At 33.1% G+C, this 19,487-nt stretch carries 21 protein-coding genes, 1 pseudogene and 1 riboswitch; of the genes and pseudogenes, 8 read left to right on the top strand and 14 right to left on the bottom strand.

Features of this window, described 5'->3' with window-relative positions; genetic code table 11:
- Positions 1–81: 81 nt before the first annotated feature.
- The 6 genes from D2K62_RS01070 to D2K62_RS01095 all read left to right on the top strand — a co-directional run bounded on the left by D2K62_RS01070 (position 82) and on the right by D2K62_RS01095 (position 7,142).
- The gene (locus D2K62_RS01070; RefSeq protein ID WP_112181108.1) at positions 82–1,008 is read left to right on the top strand and encodes a peptidase U32 family protein; all 927 of its coding nucleotides are present in this window, start codon (positions 82–84) and stop codon (positions 1,006–1,008) included.
- A 15-nt stretch (positions 1,009–1,023) separates the two neighbouring features.
- On the top strand, positions 1,024–2,256 hold the full coding sequence (locus tag D2K62_RS01075; RefSeq protein WP_117160768.1) for a peptidase U32 family protein: 1,233 nt from the start codon (positions 1,024–1,026) through the stop codon (positions 2,254–2,256).
- Between the two features lie 160 nt (positions 2,257–2,416).
- Positions 2,417–3,958 (top strand): FAD-dependent oxidoreductase, encoded by a 1,542-nt coding sequence (locus D2K62_RS01080; protein WP_117160769.1) that lies wholly within the window; start codon positions 2,417–2,419, stop codon positions 3,956–3,958.
- A 5-nt stretch (positions 3,959–3,963) separates the two neighbouring features.
- Entirely contained in the window at positions 3,964–4,728 is a 765-nt protein-coding gene (locus tag D2K62_RS01085; RefSeq protein ID WP_112181105.1) for an alpha/beta fold hydrolase, read from the top strand.
- A gap of 111 nt (positions 4,729–4,839) precedes the next feature.
- Entirely contained in the window at positions 4,840–5,988 is a 1,149-nt protein-coding gene (locus D2K62_RS01090; protein ID WP_112181104.1) for an NAD-dependent epimerase/dehydratase family protein, read from the top strand.
- Positions 5,989–6,005: 17 nt separating this feature from the next.
- A complete protein-coding gene (locus D2K62_RS01095) occupies positions 6,006–7,142 on the top strand; it encodes a glycosyltransferase family 4 protein (protein ID WP_112181103.1) in 1,137 nt (378 codons plus the stop codon).
- 362 nt (positions 7,143–7,504) lie between these two features.
- Here the strand turns inward: D2K62_RS01095 and D2K62_RS01100 are convergent, their stop codons facing one another.
- Together D2K62_RS01100 and solA are read right to left on the bottom strand one after the other, a co-directional pair.
- Positions 7,505–7,915 carry a hypothetical protein gene (locus D2K62_RS01100; RefSeq protein ID WP_117148798.1) on the bottom strand — a complete coding sequence of 137 codons (411 nt, stop codon included), beginning with the start codon at positions 7,913–7,915 and terminating at the stop codon, positions 7,505–7,507.
- 465 nt (positions 7,916–8,380) lie between these two features.
- Positions 8,381–9,514 (bottom strand): N-methyl-L-tryptophan oxidase, encoded by a 1,134-nt coding sequence (gene solA, locus D2K62_RS01105; protein ID WP_112181101.1) that lies wholly within the window; start codon positions 9,512–9,514, stop codon positions 8,381–8,383.
- A 306-nt stretch (positions 9,515–9,820) separates the two neighbouring features.
- Between solA and brnQ the strand changes: the two genes are divergently transcribed.
- Positions 9,821–11,152 carry a branched-chain amino acid transport system II carrier protein gene (gene brnQ, locus D2K62_RS01110; RefSeq protein ID WP_117148796.1) on the top strand — a complete coding sequence of 444 codons (1,332 nt, stop codon included), beginning with the start codon at positions 9,821–9,823 and terminating at the stop codon, positions 11,150–11,152.
- A gap of 111 nt (positions 11,153–11,263) precedes the next feature.
- On the opposite strand, the gene D2K62_RS01115 is transcribed toward brnQ, so the two are convergent.
- The 7 genes from D2K62_RS01115 to D2K62_RS01145 form a co-directional block, all read right to left on the bottom strand.
- Positions 11,264–11,665, bottom strand: coding sequence for a DUF4181 domain-containing protein (locus D2K62_RS01115; protein WP_112181099.1), 402 nt, complete (start codon positions 11,663–11,665; stop codon positions 11,264–11,266).
- 31 nt (positions 11,666–11,696) lie between these two features.
- The gene (locus tag D2K62_RS01120; RefSeq protein ID WP_112181098.1) at positions 11,697–12,254 is read right to left on the bottom strand and encodes an isochorismatase family protein; all 558 of its coding nucleotides are present in this window, start codon (positions 12,252–12,254) and stop codon (positions 11,697–11,699) included.
- A gap of 99 nt (positions 12,255–12,353) precedes the next feature.
- Positions 12,354–12,908: a GNAT family N-acetyltransferase gene (locus D2K62_RS01125; protein WP_112181097.1), complete on the bottom strand. Its 555-nt coding sequence runs from the start codon at positions 12,906–12,908 to the stop codon at positions 12,354–12,356.
- 71 nt (positions 12,909–12,979) lie between these two features.
- Positions 12,980–13,372 carry a hypothetical protein gene (locus D2K62_RS01130; protein WP_117148795.1) on the bottom strand — a complete coding sequence of 131 codons (393 nt, stop codon included), beginning with the start codon at positions 13,370–13,372 and terminating at the stop codon, positions 12,980–12,982.
- A gap of 102 nt (positions 13,373–13,474) precedes the next feature.
- A complete protein-coding gene (locus D2K62_RS01135; RefSeq protein ID WP_117160770.1) occupies positions 13,475–14,242 on the bottom strand; it encodes a DUF975 family protein in 768 nt (255 codons plus the stop codon).
- Between the two features lie 192 nt (positions 14,243–14,434).
- Complete coding sequence (locus D2K62_RS01140; RefSeq protein WP_112181094.1) at positions 14,435–14,572, bottom strand: YpzI family protein; 138 nt, start codon at positions 14,570–14,572, stop codon at positions 14,435–14,437.
- 59 nt (positions 14,573–14,631) lie between these two features.
- A complete protein-coding gene (locus D2K62_RS01145; RefSeq protein WP_117160771.1) occupies positions 14,632–15,615 on the bottom strand; it encodes an HD-GYP domain-containing protein in 984 nt (327 codons plus the stop codon).
- A gap of 131 nt (positions 15,616–15,746) precedes the next feature.
- A riboswitch (cyclic di-GMP riboswitch) is annotated at positions 15,747–15,843 on the bottom strand.
- A gap of 219 nt (positions 15,844–16,062) precedes the next feature.
- Here D2K62_RS01145 and D2K62_RS19350 point away from each other — a divergent pair.
- A complete protein-coding gene (locus D2K62_RS19350; RefSeq protein ID WP_332871727.1) occupies positions 16,063–16,422 on the top strand; it encodes a hypothetical protein in 360 nt (119 codons plus the stop codon).
- 283 nt (positions 16,423–16,705) lie between these two features.
- Here the strand turns inward: D2K62_RS19350 and D2K62_RS01155 are convergent, their stop codons facing one another.
- The 5 genes and pseudogenes from D2K62_RS01155 to D2K62_RS01170 all read right to left on the bottom strand — a co-directional run bounded on the left by D2K62_RS01155 (position 16,706) and on the right by D2K62_RS01170 (position 19,449).
- The gene (locus tag D2K62_RS01155) at positions 16,706–17,488 is read right to left on the bottom strand and encodes an alpha/beta hydrolase (RefSeq protein WP_117148793.1); all 783 of its coding nucleotides are present in this window, start codon (positions 17,486–17,488) and stop codon (positions 16,706–16,708) included.
- 24 nt (positions 17,489–17,512) lie between these two features.
- Entirely contained in the window at positions 17,513–18,010 is a 498-nt protein-coding gene (locus tag D2K62_RS01160; protein WP_112181090.1) for an LURP-one-related/scramblase family protein, read from the bottom strand.
- A gap of 98 nt (positions 18,011–18,108) precedes the next feature.
- Positions 18,109–18,540, bottom strand: a complete 432-nt coding sequence (locus D2K62_RS19000) for a GNAT family N-acetyltransferase (RefSeq protein WP_232824036.1) — start codon at positions 18,538–18,540, stop codon at positions 18,109–18,111.
- 39 nt (positions 18,541–18,579) lie between these two features.
- Positions 18,580–18,699: pseudogene (locus D2K62_RS19230) on the bottom strand (DUF5613 domain-containing protein); the annotation flags it as partial.
- 213 nt (positions 18,700–18,912) lie between these two features.
- Positions 18,913–19,449 (bottom strand): DUF5412 family protein, encoded by a 537-nt coding sequence (locus tag D2K62_RS01170; RefSeq protein WP_117148792.1) that lies wholly within the window; start codon positions 19,447–19,449, stop codon positions 18,913–18,915.
- Between the last annotated feature and the right edge of the window lie 38 nt (positions 19,450–19,487).

The raw sequence follows: 19,487 nt of genomic DNA on the forward strand, positions 1-19,487 counted from the left end.
ATATTTATTTGTGATAAAGATCACTGATGGAATTTCAAAATCAGTCATAATCTACTGTAGACTGTATTTTGAGGTGAAAAAATGAAGAAATCTTATCAACCAGAGCTACTTGCTACAGCAAGGGATATAGTAGAAGTTAAGGCATTAGCTGATGCAGGAGCTGACGCAATCATTATTGGGCATCAACGTTATGGATTACGTGTAGCTGGCGATTTTTCCATAGATGCTTTAGCAGAAGCGACTCAATACCTTCATCAGGTGAATAAAAAAGTATATATTCTAGTGAATGCGATTTTTCATAATGAAATTCTAGCAACTTTACCAGCTTATATAAAACAGTTGGTAGAACTGCAGGTTGACGGGATTATTTGTGGAGATCCTTCTATATTTACTGTTATGGATGAATTTAAATACGTTATTCCAATCACATGGAATCCAGAAACATTATCAACTAATTACCAAACTTTACGCTATTGGCATCAAAAAGGTATCAAACGTGCAATTTTATCTAATGAACTAACCTTAAATGAAATTAAGGACATCAAGAATGAACTTACCTTTCCAATTGAAGTACAAGTTCACGGTATGACATGTATTTTTCATTCTAAACGAAAACTTGTTCGTAATTACTATTCACATGTAGATTTACCTTATGATAGTGATTTATCTTTTTACTTAAAAGAAAGAAAAATAGAAGCTACACATTATCCTGTCTATGAGGATGAGAATGGAACACACATTATGAGTAATGAAGATTTATGTATGATTGAACAATTAGATCACGTCTTAGACGCTAAGATTGATGGTTTGCGTATCAATGGCTTACTCAAGAGCAGAGTATACAACATAGCTGTAGTGCAAATGTATCGTAAAGCAGTAGACTTATATCTCGAAGATCCGGTAACGTTTCATTTTAAAAAGGCTGATTGGAAGCAAGGCTTATATAAAATTCAACCAAAAGATCGAAAGTTACATACTGGTTTTTACTTTAAAGAACAGATTTATTAATAAGAGGTGTCGTTTATGCATAAGAAAACAAAGCTTAAAAAGCCAGAATTACTTGCACCAGCAGGTAATTTAGAAAAATTAAAATTCGCGATACACTATGGTGCTGATGCTGTTTATATTGGTGGAAAACAATTTGGTTTACGTTCGAAAGCAGGAAACTTTTCATTTGAAGATATGAAAGAAGGCGTTGCTTTTGCCAAACAATATGGAGCGAAAGTTTATGTCGCAGCTAACATTATTGCACACAACGAAAATTTAGTGGGTGCACAGGCGTATTTTAAGAAGTTATATGAAGTAGGTATTGCAGCAGTTATTGTTGCTGATCCTGCCTTAATTCAGGCATGTAAAGAAGGAGCGCCTGAATTAGAAATTCATATTAGTACACAAGCTTCAATTGTTAACTGGCGTACAGTAGAATTTTGGAAAAAAGAAGGTATTCCGCGTGTTGTATTAGCGCGTGAAGTCTCCCTTGAAGAAATAAAAGAGATAAAAGAAAAGGTTGATATTGAAATTGAATCCTTTATTCACGGTGCAATGTGCATTTCGTATTCTGGCCGATGTGTCTTATCTAATCATATGACTGCAAGAGATGCAAATAGGGGTGGTTGTGCACAATCATGTCGTTGGAAATATGATTTATTTGAAGATGGTGTCGATGGTGCTATTAGTGTGACGGATAAAACGGATGAAGCATATACCATGAGTTCACAAGATCTTAGTATGGTAGAACAGTTACCAGATTTATTAGCAGCCGGTGTGGATAGTCTTAAAATTGAAGGTCGAATGAAAAGTATTCACTATGTAGCAACTGTTGTAAATGTCTATCGAAAGATTATTGATACGTATTATGAAGATCCAGATAACTATCAGTTAGACCCAAATTGGGTAGATGAAATATGGAAAGCAGCACAACGTTCTTTAACCACAGCATTTTATTACAAGGAACCAACCGAAAAAGATCAGTTATTTGGAAAGCCTGATCGGATTCAAAAATATGATTTCTCTGGTCTTGTTTTAAATTATGACGAAAAAACGCAGATTGCAACGATCCAACAGCGCAATAGTTTTGCGGTTGGTGATGAGATTGAATTTTTTGGTCCTAACTTCTATCACTTTAAACAGAAAATCAGGAAAATAATGGATGAAAGCGGAAAATCTATTGATCGAGCAAAACATGCCTTGATGATTACGAAAATAAAAGTAGATCAGCCGTTAAGCTATTACGATATGATGCGAAAAAGTAAATAAACAATAGATCGGCACCTATAACACTTAAAGATGTTACAGGTGTTTTTTTCTGTTTTAATTAACTGAACTAATAATTGGAACTTTAAAATTTAAGGCTTTTTACATGAATCCAACCTTACTAGTGAATAATAACCGAAATGAATTATAGGAGGTTTGGCTAATGGATCAAAAATCATATCAGGCGCCTACTGAAACAGCGTCATATTGGAGAAATACTGCAGCTTTTCCTGCATTTACGCAATTAACACAAGACATAGAAGTGGATGTTGCAATTGTAGGTGCTGGTATTACTGGTATTACTACAGCATATCTTCTAAGAAATGAAGGTTATAAAATAGCATTAATAGAGGCTGATACCATTTTAACTGGAACAACAGGTTATACAACGGCAAAAGTCACTGCACAACATGGCTTGATTTATCATGAACTAATCCAACACTTTGGTTTAGAGAAAGCCAAATTATATTATCAAGCCGCAATGGACGCGAAGCAACAAATAAGGGATACTGTTGTCAAGCATAACATTTCTTGTGAATATGCAGAAGAGGATGCATATATTTATACAAATACAGAAAAAAAGATAAAAAATATAGAAGATGAAAATAATGCTTATCAAAAATTAGGAATTGACGGGGAACTCGTATCAAAAATGCCGTTAAACATACCAATGAAATCTGCACTAGTTATGAAACACCAAGCCCAGTTTCATCCCCTACACTATTTGAATTATTTAATTAAAGCAATAAGTGATAGTGGTGTAGATATTTATGAACACACAACCGCAACCAATATAGATTTTGGTGATAATCCAACGATTCATACAAAAGATAAGAAAAAAATAACATGTAAACACGTCGTGATTGCCTCTCATTATCCTTTTTATGATAAAAAGGGATTATATTTTTCTAGAATTCATCCTGAACGTTCTTATTTAATAGCCGTTACAACTAATCAAAAATTTCCTGGTGGTATGTATATTAATGCCGAGCAACCAACAAGATCTATTCGAACAACGATGAATAAAGGAGAGGAAGTTTGGCTAATTGGTGGTGAAAGACATAAAACAGGTCAGGAAAAGGAAACGCTTGATCATCATAAAGAGTTGGAAACATTTGTGAACGAAAATTTCGGAATAAAGTCATATAAATATCGTTGGTCTGCTCAAGATTTGACTACAATAGATAAACTACCATATATTGGACCGGTTACAGCGAATGAACCAAATGTACTTGTTGCAACTGGTTATCGTAAATGGGGTATGACAAGTGGAACAGCGGCCGCAATGATACTATCAGACACTATTCGAAACAAAGAAAATCCGTATATATCTTTATTTAAGCCATCACGATTTGATTTTGATCCTGATGTAAAGAATTTTATTAAAGCAAATACAGATGTAGCTAAGCATATGATTAAAGGAAAGTTTGAAATTCCCGAAGATAAATTAAATGAATTAGAAGAGAATAGAGCTACTATTATACGTGAGAATGGAAAAAGAATTGGCGTATATCGCGATACTTCAGGAAAGATACAGCATATAGATACCACCTGTACACATATGAAGTGTGAGGTTAATTGGAATAAAGCAGAGCATACATGGGATTGTCCTTGTCATGGATCGCGTTTCACTATAGATGGAGAAGTAATTGAAGGTCCCGCACATAAACCGTTAAAAAAAATACCAACAAATGAAGAGAGGTAAATATAATGGAATCTGTAACATACGATGATACTATCGTCTATTATGATAGCCTTGGGAAGGGTGTACCGATTCTATTTATTCACCCACCAGGTTTAGGGAGACGTATATTTGATAATCAGAAGAAATTGGCTGATGCATTTCATTTATTAATACCAGATTTTAGTGGGCATGGAAATTCTACATCTATCTTAAGTGATGATATTGTCAACCAATATGTTATTGAGATTAGACAGATTTTATTAAAGGAGCAAATAGGAGAGGTGATTATCTGCGCCTATTCAGCAGGAGGTACAATAGCACATGCTTTTGTTCATGCGTTTCCTGAAAAAGTAAAAGGCCTTTTGATTGCTGGAGCATATCCGAAAGTAGGCTCTTTAGGATTAGATTTAATGTATAAATTTGGTTTATATATGGTTAAAAAGAATCCCGAAAAATTAGCTAAACTATTGGCGTTTAGTAATGCACGAAATAAGGTATATAAAGATATACTATTTGACCATACGATGAAGACTAATATTGATCATTGGTATGCATATTATAATGATACGTATCACTATGATGTGAGAGATTGGATTAATGACATTAACTGTCCAAGCCTTTTTGCATATGGCCAGCGCGCTTACTGGGTACGCATGCATAAGAAGTATTATCAAGACAATTCGAATATAGAAATTACTATTGTTGCAAATGCATTTCATCAATTACCAACAAAGAATTGGCTTTCATTTAATCAGCTTATTAGACACTATATGCAACGTTATTTCAAGTAAGTTAATATTTGTAAAATTTTTGTTATTAAAAATATTAACACTTTTCATTTTCATTTTCAATTTATTTATCTTATAATAAGAGAGATGTTAAGAAGAAACAGGAGGGAAACTATGAGAATAGTAGTAGCAGGGGGAGATGGTTTTTGTGGTTGGCCGACCGCATTATACTTATCAAAACAAGGCCATGAAGTTTCCATTTTAGACAATTTGGTACGGAGAAAAATCGATGAGGAATTAGGTTCAAATTCAGTAACGCCTATTGCCACATTAGAAGAACGTGTCACAAAGTGGAAAGAGCTTACCGGAAATGATATAAAGATCTTTGTCGGTGACTTAAATCATTATGACTTCCTTACACAAGTATTTGAACAAACAAAACCAGATGCATTTGTTCACTTTGGTGAGCAACGATCAGCACCGTATTCCATGATTGATCGTGAGCATGCAATCTATACACAAACAAATAATGTGATGGGGAATCTAAACGTTTTATATGCGATTAAAGAACTAGCGCCCGATTGTCATCTAATTAAATTGGGAACTATGGGCGAATATGGTACACCGAATATTGATATTGAAGAAGGTTACTTAGAAGTTGAACATAACGGACGTAAAGATACCGTGCCATTTCCGAAACAACCAGGCTCCTTTTATCACTTGTCTAAAGTACATGATAGCCATAATATCATGTTCGCTTGTAAGGCTTGGGGCATAAGAGCTACAGATTTAAATCAAGGTGTTGTTTATGGGTTACATACAGAAGAAACTGAATTAGATCCTATTTTAAATAATAGACTAGATTATGACGGTGTATATGGTACAGCATTGAACCGTTTTCTGATACAAGCTGTAACTGGTCATGATTTAACCGTGTATGGATCAGGTTCACAAACACGTGCTTTTCTCAACATTAAAGATACAATTCGTTGTGTTGAAATAGCTGTAAATAATCCAGCTGACAATGGTGAGTTTCGTGTATTTAATCAATTCACAGAATACTTTACTGTCCAAGAATTAGCTGAAAAGGTGAAAAACGTTGCCGGTCAACTTAATCTTGAGACCAATATAGCTCATATAGAAAATCCAAGAGTAGAAACTGAAGAGCATTATTATCATGCAGTAAATACAAAATTAAAGTCATTAGGACTGGAACCGAATTTATTAACAGATCAAGTTTTAAAAGAAATATTGGAGACAGTAGTGGAACATAAGGACCGCGTTATTAAGGATAATGTGTTACCTACTATTTCTTGGAAGTAACAAAGGAGCATGTTGTTTTGAAAATAGTCATCGTAACAGAAACCTTTTTGCCTTCGATAGATGGAGTAGTAACGAGGTTAACAGCAGCAATTAAACATTTGCGTCAACAAAATCACGAAGTAGTTGTAATTGCACCAGACTTAGGGGTTTATGAATATGAAGGTGCAATTGTTGAAGGGTTAAAAGCAACGACAATGCCTTTTTATCGCTATCGTCCGTTTGCACTTCCACAAAGAAAAGTTAAAACGTTATTACGTAAACATGACCCTGATCTAGTTCATGTTGTTAATCCTGCGTTAGTTGGCGCAACAGGCGTCTATTATGCTAAGAAATTAGGTTATCCGTTAATTGCATCTTATCATACACATGTTCCGAAATATCTGGACTATTATAAGCTGTATAAACCAATGAAACCAATCTTTTGGAGCTATGCACGGAAATTACACAACATGGCGGATATAAATTTATGTACATCTAAAGCAATTCAAGATGAATTAGTTGAAAAAAACTTTCATAATGTTCATTTATGGAAACGCGGAGTTGATATTGATAAATTTCATCCAAGTTATGGAGATAAGTCAATGCGACAACGTTTATCTAATGGATTAGAAGACAAAAAATTATTAGTTTTCGTAGGAAGATTGGCAGCAGAAAAAGAAATCCATAAATTAAAACCTTTATTAGATACGCGTGACGATGTTTGTTTAGCCATTGTTGGTGATGGTCCAGCAAGGGAAATGTTAGAGCGAACATTTGAAGAAACAAATACTGTATTTACCGGATTTATGCAAGGAGAAGAACTTTCAACAGCATTTGCATCAGCTGATGCGTTGATTTTTCCATCAGTTACAGAGACATTAGGCTTAGTAATATTAGAAGCAATGGCGACAGGTTTACCAATAATTGCAGCAAAAAGTGGTCCAACTATGGAACAAATTACAGATGGACAAACTGGCTTTTTATTTGAAAATGAAAATATAGACAGTCTAATTGCCGCAATTAGTAAATTAGATAACGAAGAAACGTATAAACAATTAAGACATAATACGCGCAAAGAAGCTGAAAAATTCAGTTGGACTGAACCGTCACAGCAATTAGTAGATTTTTATGATGAATTATTAATTATGAATGAATCACATAAACTAGCAAAATAAATATATTCTGTCTCACTATCTAGAGAATACTTTAGTTTTGAGACAGAATATATTTTATTCCTTTAACTTCCGATAATATATATTATGTAAACTAGAATAAAATTTTATTTAATTTGATTGTGTCCTCTGATATCTCTATAATATCGTTACTTTGGGATATCCTCTTCACACTCATGTAAGATTGTTTATTTCTATTTATGTTTTTTTGCCTTGCTTATCTATTACTATTTATTTTTAACTCTCCGACAATGAAACAGTTGTCTATACTTAAATAACCTTAGAGAACTAAAACACTAACTGTATATTTAATCTGTAAAATCTTAATTATAGTAAGATTTCACTTGTGAAGATACCTTTTGATTCTACTCGACGGTTACATCGTTATATAGTTTTAATTCCTCGATGTTTCCGTTCCAACTTATACTTGATGTTAGATCTTCATTTTCATCGACATATAAATATAAACAGTCATTACAATCACCTGCAAGCCCTTCTATTTCTACTACACCCTTATCATCTAGTGACATACTTCCTCCCATTATTTCACTGTTAGTTTCCAGCGTATAACCACCTTCACCTTCTTCAGGAATTGATTCCTCACCAATGTATTGTATTTTTAACTTTGTTTGCGCTTTTTGTGCATCAAGTATTTCCGCAGTGTAAATTACCTTCCAATTATCACTTTCACCTTCAAAATTAAATACTTCAGTTTCAGTTTGTGTACATCCACTTAAAAATATAGAGATAAGCAATAGAAACAAAACCTTTTTCAATATATCCACCCCTTCGCACATATACTTCTTTTTTAAAACTTTAAAATTTAAGTTGAATTAGGTCATCCAATTTAGTTATTTAAATTTTAGACATATAGACATATAGCGTTCATATGCTTATACTTCTCTCTATATGCTGTATGTATCCCGCAAGTTAAAAGTTTAGAATTTTATGTTTCTATTATATGTAGTTTAAACTTTCAAGTCCATATTTCTCTTGATAGTGTAGAAAATAAATAAGACATTGTTAATAAATTCATTATTGCAGGTGCCTGCAATTGTAATTATTACAACAAATCCTATAATATAATGACAGTTGACTATCCCTCTCCCTTTTATTGTGTTGTATTGTTATTTACTATGATAATATTAATAAATCATAAATGGATTACAGATAGTGAATTAGTATCTATTAAATAAATTGTAAAAAAAGCGTGTTCGTATTGAATACGCTCTTTAACTTTATTATTCATTAATAAATCGCTTTATAGAAAAGTGAGAAATATCTATTTCATTCTTACCTGAGATAATTAAATCACTTAGGACTTGTCCGACCGCACTACTAAATTTAAAACCATGACCAGAAAAACCTGCTGCAATTGCAACATTTGAATGCTTTGGATGGAGATCAATAATAAATTTGTCATCTGGTGTAAGTGTGTACATACACGTTTTCCCATACTTTAATTCCTGAGTAATAGGGAGATATTGATTCAAGAATTGTGTTAAATCTTCTATATCTTCTGTTATTCCACCAAACTCTACCATTGTTTTATCTGGATTTATTTGATCCCCACCATCATGTCGCCCTAACTTCAAACCCATTTTATCAATACTTGGAAAACCATAATATGTTCCTAGTGGTGTAACAAATCCAAAGGCTGGAAACTTACTATGATTATAGTTAGTTTCGTCAACATTAAACCAAGCAAAAGTCTTTCTCACTGGTGTAAGTGGCATATCTAAATCTATCATAGAAAGTAGATCTTTTGAGCCTGCTCCTGCTGATACTACTAACGACTTCGAGTAAAAGGTCTCTTTGTCTGTCTTAATTGTTACACGATCATCTTGAACGGAAATTTCAGTGACCTTACTATTCGAAATTATGGTAGCACCATTTAATTCCGCAAGCTCACGGTACGCTTTAATAATTTCCTCGGATTTAAGTATGCCTGATGTTGGTTCAAAGCAACCAACAAAGTCGTTTGGTAACGTAATGCCTGGCCATCGATTTTGAACTTTTGTTGCATCCAATATATCAAGTGGTAAGGAATACTTTTTCGCACTAGAGATAGTGTTTTGTATGAAATCGGATTCTTCCTTACCAACATTTAAAACCCCAGTTTGCGTGAAGATTTTCCTCCCACTGGCTTTCTCTAAATCATTCCACAATTCCTGTGCTTTGAGAACTAATGGAACATATTCTTCCCCCTCACCATAGGCATAACGGATAATTCGCGTATCCCCGTGATGGCTCCCTTTATTATGTGGTGGGTTAAATAAGTCCAATAATAACGTTTTTTTACCACTTTTGGATAAATAATAACCTGCTGCCATTCCCATTGAACCTGCGCCAATTACAATTACATCATAGTCCACGCTACCTAACCTCCATAAATAATTCTAGTAATCTTCACTAAGTTGTAACTACTATTATAATGAACCATTAAGAATCCTAATCTAAGATAAGGCTCATAAGTAAAATATTAGTTTTATCCTCTAATACTATCAAAAACAGATTATATTATGTGGATTTTTGTTAAAATAATAAATCGATCCTTGATATTGTTACTAGTATCATGGATCGTTCACATAATATCTATTGTTTCTTGAACAAATTATTGTTACTATTATTTATTGTCGATAAAAGAATATGAAGTTTACAACTAGAAGGAGTCATAAAAAATGCAACAGAGAACCTCTTTTTCAACCTATGCAGTTATCGGTACGATGCTGTTTGGAATGTACTTCGGTGCAGGGAACCTGATTTTCCCTATTCAATTAGGGCAACTTGCTGGTACAAATTTTTGGCCTGCGTTAATTGGGTTTTTAGTAACAACAATTGGTTTGCCCTTTATGGGAATATTGGCTATTGGCCTATCGGGAAGTAACGGTTTGCGCGACTTAGCGAGTCGTGTCCATCCAATCTTCGGTCTTACTTTTAGCCTACTTCTTTACTTAACAATTGGTCCTTTCTTTGCCATTCCGCGTACAGCTAGCGTACCTTTCGTTGTTGGATTCGAACCATTCATTAATCCAGCACAAGCGAGTTTATGGTTAGCGATTTTTAGTTTTTTATTTTTTATTATGGTCTATTATTTTTCATTAAATCCTGCAAAAATTGCAGATTATATTGGCAAATATTTAACACCAGCTTTTCTGCTATTCCTGTTTCTTTTACTAATTGTAGCTATACTTAAACCAATGGGTAACTTTGGTGATCCAATTGGAGATTATAAAGAATTTGCATTTATGACAGGATTTAAAGAAGGTTACAACACAATGGATGCACTGGGATCACTTGCGTTCGGTATTGTTGTCATACATGCAATTAGACGAAGAGGAATTACAGACACAAAAGAGATTGCAAGTGCAACATGGAAATCTGGCTTTTTTGCAATGGGTTTAATGACAGTGATCTATGGACTAATTGCCTATACTGGAGCATCTAGTATATCCGTCATTGGCACTCTTGAAAATGGTGGTCTTATCTTTGCTAAAGTAGCGCAACACTATTTCGGTCCGTTTGGAGCTATTTTATTTGCAATTATTATTGTTCTAGCTTGTTTAAAAACAAGTATTGGTCTCATAACGGCTTGTAGTGAATTCTTCCATGAAACGTACTCTAAAATTAGCTATAAGACATTTGTTCTTGTTTTATGCCTTGTTTCATTTATAATTGCTAACTTTGGTTTAAATAATATTATCCAATTTGCTGTTCCAGTATTAATGTTTTTATATCCCTTAGCAATTGTTCTTATTTTGTTAGGCCTCTTCTCTTCTTTCTTCGCGAATAAGAAAGAAGTTTATGCTGTGTCGATGTTTCTTACTTTTTTCGTTAGTATCATTGATGGTTATAACGCTTTAGCAAATAGTATTCCGGGTGTAAGAATTTCAGTCATTGAATCGATAAGGGAATTCTACCTTTTATATCTGCCATTCTATGAAATTGGACTTGGTTGGATTTTGCCAGCGTTAATTGGGGCGATCATTGGATTACTTTGGCCAACAAGATAACGTTGATACAATAGAAACCAAAATTAGCATCTAAAGCTTTATCTATATAAATCGAAGCAGCCCTTTCTACCTCTTATAGAATGGAGGCTGCTTCTTAATTTTACCGTCAGCTTAAGGAAACCATCTTTCTAACTGAAGTACTATTATAATTGCTGCAGTTAACATTAACAACATTTCGCTTAACGTTATAATAGCTCGTTTTGGGTAGTCACTATACTTCAATTCAAAGAATGCCTTTACGCCATAATCTAATGCCAGAGGAACCGTTAATCCAATAAAAATCAAGTAGGATAAATCATTAAATATAAAGAGACTCCAAATTAGAATTGTTATGATTGCAATACAATATCTATTCCATTTGTCTACCCTTCGATGTAAAACATTTATATAATTATTAGAAAAAAACTTATTTTTAACTTTTTCAATCTTAAAAAGCTTCCTCAAAATAAAATTAACTATTGATATAAGACTAAAAATAATTAACATGATTAATCCAAATTTTAAAAAGTACATAATCCCTCCTATTTACCAATTGAGTTGACTCTTATCTATATAAATAATGAGTTGGAGTGAACAAGTCTTCTTCTGTATTTCTTACAATTGAAAAGTTTTCAACATTGTAATGACCATGAAGCGTTTCGTTGTGATGCTTTATAATTTCTTCTGCACTTAAAACAGCACTGTCTTTTGTTGAATGTCCATCTCCGACTAATGTGACATCCAAACCATTAATAGTTGCTGTTCTGACTGCACTATCAATACAATGTTCGGTTGCACAGCCCATGACAACAATATGTTCAATTATTTGAGACTTTAAATGATTTAGAAGTCCAGTTCCATGGAACGCATTTGTTGCGAGTTTATTAAAAAACTTTGCATTCTTAGTGACGTTAATTTCCTCATGGACTTGAAATCCTTTGTCTTTACCATCTGCGATTTCTAGGTCTCTAACAAAAACAATAGGTATATCAAATTTGCTTGCTTTTTTAATTACTAAATTAATGTTTCTAAGAAGTTGTTCTTTTTTAAATACAGCATTTTCTTCCTGATTACCTTCAATTAACTCTTGTTGAGCATCAATGATTAACAAAATTTGATTCAAATGATTTCTCCTCTCTTATCATAAAAAATGATTATTTAATTTGATCGATTTCCTCTTAGTTTATATGTGTTTTTTGTTTTTTAAAGGAATGTAAGTAGTTTAATTCCATCCCTCTTTAAATCGAGCCATCATAATGGTGTTGTAGTAGTTTCCATCAGAAAGTAATTTATCTCTTTTTAAAACACCTTCGATTTCAAAACCATATTTTTGATAAAGTTTAATTGCTCGACTGTTTGTTTCCATTACTCTTAAATTTATTTTTTTGATATGATTGTCATCTGCCCATTTAATGGATTTTTGTAATAAATTCCCACCGATTTGATAAGACCAAAATTCTTTCAGTACACAGACTCCAAATTCAACATTATGATTAAACCTTTGTAATGGATTTCCTGTACATCTTGAATATCCAATAATTCGATTATTAACGGTTACAACTAAAAATAGGTTTTTAGCATTCTCATTGTCTATTTTAATTATTTCTTCAAATCTAATTAAATCTATGTATTCTTCCCCTCTTACTCTATCTAAATTTTCAGTTTCTCCATCAATTTGTAGCCGTAAATCTGACAAAGCTTTTGCATCTGTATTCATTGGAGTTTTAATATTGTAAGTAATTCCATTTACAGTAAATTTTTCTTCGGTGACTTTCATGACTTAAGGGTACCTCGCTTTGTATTGATTCCATAATGTTTAAGAGACATGCTAACAATCTTTACGGGTTATCACATCTTTGCATGCTTTAAAAATATAACTGCCCGGACTAAAGGATAGATCACTATACTCATCGAGAAGCAGATTACTAAAGGTGCATTTTCAAATTCCATTAGCATACTTGTTCCCTCAGTTACAAGCAATGTTATCCCTAAACCAACTACCAATAGTAAATAACTTATTCGTAATGCCTTTATAGATAAATAAACTTCCTTTTTGTCTTGAGCGTTTGTATCCGTCTCTCCATTTGCTAAATACTTAAATAAGTATGCAAGAACAAATGAAACATAAATAAATGTATCAGTTCTTAATTGACTGTCAATAAACCACTTATATAATCCAAAGCTTATAATAGAGATTATAGCAATAATAAGAACTATGTAACCTGTTAATTTATTTTTCATAAAAATAACTTCCTTTAGATTATTAGTTTATCTATGTTTCTAAAAATAACAACTCGCAATATTTTTGCACATTAAACATTTAATGGGATAAGTTAACATCAACTAGTCTACTCTCTGAACTTTATCCTGCCATTCTTTCTTTCGTTTTTTGCGTAACAGTTCTCTGTAAAAAGCTAAGCGAGCAACTTCGTATACCACGATGCTAAATATTGCTCCAACTAGTAATAGTAGTATGCCGATGATAAACCCTAAGCCTGTTAATAAAAATAATCCGAATAAGGACCATCTATTACCTTTCATTAAGGAGAAACTTTGTTTAACACTTCTAAAGATACCAAGCGTAGGGTCATCATGTAACAAATACAGCGCTTGTGAAGTACCTAAATAAAGCCAAAAAAGAATACCATATAGAATTATAAAACCAGCTATTATCGAACCTGTTCCTAAATTTAACCCAACTGGAATAATTGCAAGAAATATAATTACTGTATATATAGCTAACATTCCGATAAGATACAGTAGGAAATTTGAAATGATTAAGACAATAAGTCCTTTATAGAGCAAGCGCGCGTTTCGAAATGGATAAGTGATAGCGGTCAAAAACCTTTTTCTCATCGTGTTTTTGGTTAGGATAATGTATTGAAGAAGTATAAAAAACAATATGCTATTTACTAATGGTCCTATTAGTAATGACTGTATTGAGTCTAAACTTGATACTGCTAATGGATCCATTCTAATACTTACAGACCCCTGAATAGGCACTGTTCCAAGTAAAAGCTTGATAAAATAAGTTAGAAGAACCATTCCGATAATCTTCAACCAATTATTACTAAGTATTGTCATCGCTTCTTTAAAAACGTTTTGAATCATAAAACTCTCCTTCAACAAAAAAATTAGTATTAACTTTTGTAATCTCTTACCACAAAGTTATATTTATTTTAACATAAATATCCAATCAATTTAGATTCCTCTTTTAATTTTTTTATTTTTCATATAATAAAGAACACTTTTCTAAAAAAAGAAAAGTGTTCTTCAAAATCTATTTTTTGATACTATGCTGCCTTATTTCCCATCGTTCAATTTTCTGCCTTCTTCAGGGCTAGACATTTTAGTTGCTCCTGCTTTACTTAGATCTTGATCTCGATCAGATTCAACACGTCCACTTTCTCTTAATTTCTTTTCTTGACGGTCTTTTCCCACTTTAAACACCTCCTAATGCTAACATGGATCGTTTAAAGTGAAATTATTCGGAGAGTAATCTATACTGCTGATTCAAATGGTTTTATCATAAACGTAGGATTATCAATTAGATCAATCACTTTTTCAGTCGCAAGTATTTTTATCATTGGTCGATGAAAATGTTTGTTTATTTCAGTAACAATTGCTGGTTGATTATGATTGATCAGTACTTTCGTTCCTGGTGGGTAAGTAGAAATGGATTGACTAAAAGCTGTAACAATTTTGTGCGAATACAAACGATCTGACATAGCCATAATTGCTTCCATAGCATCATGTGGTGGAAGCTTTTTTTTTACAATTAAATTATCATAGCGGTTTGCAACAGCGCAAATTTGAGCAATTTCTAGAAAATCATTATCCTTTATTTGACGTGGAAAACCCTTTCCGTCTAATGTTTCATGATGCTGATAGGCAATATGAGCTGATACAATACTAAACTGACTAATTGTTCGCAATAATTGGAACCCTGAATCAGGATGTTTCTGTTCATCTGTATCAATTGCTTTACCTATATCATGTAATAAGGAACCAATTGCTAGATCCCTAAGTTTTAAGTCATTATAGCCCATTTCTTTGGCAGTCAATAAAGCCAGAATTGTGACATTAACTGCATGTGCATAAGGCTGTAATTCCTTTGTCATTGTTCCCGATGGAATAAGTATAAGTGTTGGTCTATGCTTTACTTCTTTAAGCAATATGCCTGCTACTTGCTGAATAGGTTTTAATTCCGGCGTGCTTTTTTGCGTCACATGTTCATAAAAGGTTTTAACTGCTTGAATGGCGTCTGTCCATGTTGGCATATCGAGCATATCTTCAATTGTAATTCCTTTAGAAACCTCATCCTCTATAAAAAGAAAATTAATGCCCATGTTTTCTAGTCTAGATTGTATTTTAGGATCGATCGTTCTACCAGTTGCAAGTAAAACACGTTTGCTCGAATCATATATTGGCTTGGCAAGTACCATACTTTTGTTGTCATAGTCTGAGATACTGATTAGTCTCATGTTTACACCTCTTTTTATAATCTATAAATACTAATTAACATAGTTCTACTCATAACTATTAGTAGTTCGATAAAAGAGTATAAAAAAAGCTATCACAAATCAATGTATAGCCAAAATAACTGTAAATGTAATTTGGTGGTCTGGCGATCAATAGTAATGAAGATAAATCCATACCTTAGACCCATGACTTTGCGTCCTATTCTTTCAAATAGTTTGCCTTTTTCGTGATATTCTATTTAGTAACACCTTTTATTAGTACTTTAGTATTGTTTTAAGAATAGCTTATTTTTAATTATAATTCAACATATTTCGACCGAAAAGGCTATTGTATATTTTTAAGCTAAAGAACGCAGTTAAATTACACTACGGTTTAATTCTTTTCGGTATAGATTACATTTAACGTCACAAAATAAGAAAAATACTATTGCTACTATAGGAGGGCTCTTCATGGACTATCAAACGTACTGGGAGAATATATATGATAAGAACGAAGCGTTAAATGAACTTTTCCGTTCGTATTGGCATGCCTATTCAAGCTTTGGAACATGGCAATTCTGGATAGTTGTTCTTTTCTTTTTATCACCCTTGGTTCTTCTTTATTTTAAAGTGGATCGCAAACGAATTTTTGAAGTTTTTTTCTTTGGTTATACAGTACATATGCTCTGGACATACGCAGAAATTATATTATCGCGTCACGGTTTTTTCGTTCACACCTATTTTCTTACACCGTTTATCCCCTATGCACAGCATGACTGCTTCCGCACTACCAGTAGCTTTTTTACTTATATACCAGTATTGTACGAATAATAAGAAGAGTTTTTATTTATACATCTTACTATTAAGTATTCTTTTTGCGTTTGGATTAGCAATTATTGAAGATAAGGTAGGATTATTAAAATTTGATAAAGGAATGAATTCATTTTATCTGTTACTTGTTGATTTGGTTATAGCGATTAGTGCTTATTGGATGACGAAAATAGTGAGAAAACTAGGGAGTAGACATAAATAACGTCACTCCCTAGAAAACTCAGATTAACATTTATATTAAAATATACAGAAATTCAGATTATGTTTACTTTTTACTTGTGTTTTAAAATCCCCTTTTTCTTAGCCACATTTCACAAACAGATGTCCACCAGCTGACATCTTTCAGATCATTCGCAAGTCCAAGTCCATGTCGGCCACTTTCAAAAACATGCAACGCATAAGGAACTTTTTTTCTACTTAAAGCACTAGCAAACTGTAGACTGTTCTCTACTGGAACGGCGCCATCATCTACTGTATGCCATAAAAAAGCAGGTGGTGTGTCAATTGTAACATGGTATTCCAAAGACATAAGTTCCACTAAAGAAGAATTAGGTTGTTCGCCAAGTAAAGCCTGCTTACTGCCTTCATGCGTAAATTCACCCATCGAAATAACAGGGTAACATAGTACCATTAGATTAGGACGACTGCTTTGATGTTCAATGGCATCAGTCGCCTCAGGATTACCCTCATCGTAATGAATACCAGCGGAAGCTGCCAAATGCCCGCCTGCAGAAAAACCTAATATACCGACTCGATCTGGGTCTATATTCCATTCGCTAGCATGATGTCTAACAGTGCGAATAGCTCGTTTAGCGTCATTTAACGGAGTCGGTTGTTGATGAGGAGCTATTCTGTAATGTAATACTACTGCTGCTATTCCAATTTCATTGAGCCATTCTGCAATAGGTGTTCCCTCGTGTTCTGCACGATGTGTATACCCACCACCTGGGCATACAATTATAACTGGTGTTGGATTCTGTTGTTTTAATAAATATGGTGTCAAGCTAGGGACCGTTTCATCTATTGTATGTAACTGTTTATCTACATTATATAGTGCTAACAGCATCTTCTTCTGCCCCCTCTGTTGTAATTAATTACCCGCATTTGTTGCTACGGTGCTTTCTTCTTGTTTGACAAAGTCAATCGCTATAACTAATGAAATAATTATATGTTCTAGTGATTCGTCGTTAACGTTTACCTCATAGGTGTCGCCCCATGATAACCATTTTTCGGTAACTTGGCCTACTATTTCGCCATTGCTCACTATATCAAATTTTTTGTCCCACCAGTCACCACGTACTGAAATATCTTGCCCTTCAATTTGATAGCGTGATTTTAAAAAAGAAAATTCCTTTTTAATAGTAACAACATCTTTTCCATCAACCTGAACGAAAAATTTCGGCATTAGACTAAATACCTTCTTTGTTATTGTACCAATTTCATTTTCAGAGGTATCTTTGATAGTAAAAGTTTTTGGAATGGAAAGGAAACTTCCTTTTATCACATACTTATCTTGTTCAAATTCGTCCTTAACAGTGAAATTACCACCCAAACTAAAAACTTTTTGCTTAATATATAGTTTTTTCATATAAGCCTCGCTTTCTTTTTAAAGTAATTTGGTGTTCATTAGTTACCTTTTCGACAAATGTGGCAAAATTCCTGGTTTCTTATAAAATTCATTAAAATCTAATCTTGATATATTTTTTGTGCTTCATATTTAAAATCACGATACTTATAGTTTTGTTTTAAGTACATTTCTTTAGGCGTATCTTCACCGTCAGCCACTAATATGACAGTCTTATCAGGGAATGTCTTCATTACAAATTCTTGTAATCTGCTGCCTATTCCTCTATTCCGAAACGATTCGACAACAGTAAGATTATCGATTTCTGTTGTTTCATTAGAAATAATAACATCTACACAACCTGCTGGAGCTCCTTTATAAAAAGCTAAAACTTGATGAATATGTTCCTCTTCAAATTGACGTTTTATAAGATCAGCTTTTTGTTTTGCAAACTCACTTCCAAAGTTAAGGTCAAACTGATATTGTAGATGAAGAAGAACTTCTAAATTTTCACCTGTCACTACTTGAATATCTATATCTGTGTTGTTTCTCAAAGAAGGAAAGTGCTTCGGTTGAATAGTATATAGTTCTAGAGACCCTATTTCATAACCCATATCATTCAGTTGTGCAAGGAGTTCTGCGGTAGGCTTTGTATTAGCAGGAAAATGAAATTTTACATGTTTTTGGCCTTGTCTCAGGTGAAATTCCCTTAAGTATTTTTCTGCCTCTTAAAATTTACTTAAAGAAGGTGAATTTTTAAATTCAATGAAATTACTATCATACCTGATTAACATCTATGCATAATGATAGTGTTTATAATGAGCATTTTCGGTTACGATTTTTCCAAGTGTGTATATATCTTCAAATGTTATTTGGTCCATTCATATTCTCCTTCTTTATAATTCATGTCACTAAATTAAAAAGTTCTAATAACGAAAAGTATCTCCTTTATCTAAATCTAGCGTCTGATCATTAATTACCACTATCTTATTGCTTTCCCATTTAACAGTTACTTCTTCTGTTCCGCTTTGAAGGAAAATTCTTTTTTTAAACCATAATGGTCCGTTTAGTTCGCCTCTTATTCCGAATGATCCTGATGCTCCTGCATCATAAAAATAAAAATCAATGGTGTAATTCTCATCGGGAGAACTAACTGTTTTAATCTGTTCATTTACTCCCATTGAAGATAAAAGTGACGATAATAATATCACATAGAAAATAGCTAACGAAAACAATATAGATAAAATTAGAGTCAACCAACTTCTTGTTTTACTCTTCCAGTGCCTGTTATCTTTGAATCCTATAACTCCAAAAATAAATGCAATGATACTAACTAAAAGAAGTACATAATTTGATGGTGCAATTCTCCAAGCGTTGCTGATATTAGAATATAGTGAGTAGAGAGACAAACCAATACATAATAATATTAAATAAAATGACCATAAATTATAGGTTCTCTCCACAGCACTTCCCCCTAACTCAATTAATAGGTTAGTAATTT

The organism is Paraliobacillus sp. X-1268, from assembly GCF_003426095.1.
Classification (GTDB): Bacteria; Bacillota; Bacilli; order Bacillales; family Amphibacillaceae; genus Paraliobacillus_A; species Paraliobacillus_A zengyii.

What these genes read in the sequence shown, in the direction of transcription:
- D2K62_RS01080 (WP_117160769.1), top strand. Translation starts at nt 2,417, where the DNA reads ATGGATCAAAAATCATATCAGGCGCCTACTGAAACAGCGTCATATTGG.
- D2K62_RS01145 (WP_117160771.1), bottom strand. Translation starts at nt 15,615, where the DNA reads ATGAGACTAATCAGTATCTCAGACTATGACAACAAAAGTATGGTACTT.
- D2K62_RS01155 (WP_117148793.1), bottom strand. Translation starts at nt 17,488, where the DNA reads ATGCTGTTAGCACTATATAATGTAGATAAACAGTTACATACAATAGAT.
- D2K62_RS01090 (WP_112181104.1), top strand. Translation starts at nt 4,840, where the DNA reads ATGAGAATAGTAGTAGCAGGGGGAGATGGTTTTTGTGGTTGGCCGACC.
- brnQ (WP_117148796.1), top strand. Translation starts at nt 9,821, where the DNA reads ATGCAACAGAGAACCTCTTTTTCAACCTATGCAGTTATCGGTACGATG.
- D2K62_RS01085 (WP_112181105.1), top strand. Translation starts at nt 3,964, where the DNA reads ATGGAATCTGTAACATACGATGATACTATCGTCTATTATGATAGCCTT.
- D2K62_RS01125 (WP_112181097.1), bottom strand. Translation starts at nt 12,908, where the DNA reads ATGAAAGTCACCGAAGAAAAATTTACTGTAAATGGAATTACTTACAAT.
- D2K62_RS01075 (WP_117160768.1), top strand. Translation starts at nt 1,024, where the DNA reads ATGCATAAGAAAACAAAGCTTAAAAAGCCAGAATTACTTGCACCAGCA.
- D2K62_RS01135 (WP_117160770.1), bottom strand. Translation starts at nt 14,242, where the DNA reads ATGATTCAAAACGTTTTTAAAGAAGCGATGACAATACTTAGTAATAAT.
- D2K62_RS19350 (WP_332871727.1), top strand. Translation starts at nt 16,063, where the DNA reads ATGGACTATCAAACGTACTGGGAGAATATATATGATAAGAACGAAGCG.
- D2K62_RS01070 (WP_112181108.1), top strand. Translation starts at nt 82, where the DNA reads ATGAAGAAATCTTATCAACCAGAGCTACTTGCTACAGCAAGGGATATA.
- D2K62_RS01115 (WP_112181099.1), bottom strand. Translation starts at nt 11,665, where the DNA reads ATGTACTTTTTAAAATTTGGATTAATCATGTTAATTATTTTTAGTCTT.
- D2K62_RS01160 (WP_112181090.1), bottom strand. Translation starts at nt 18,010, where the DNA reads ATGAAAAAACTATATATTAAGCAAAAAGTTTTTAGTTTGGGTGGTAAT.
- D2K62_RS01130 (WP_117148795.1), bottom strand. Translation starts at nt 13,372, where the DNA reads ATGAAAAATAAATTAACAGGTTACATAGTTCTTATTATTGCTATAATC.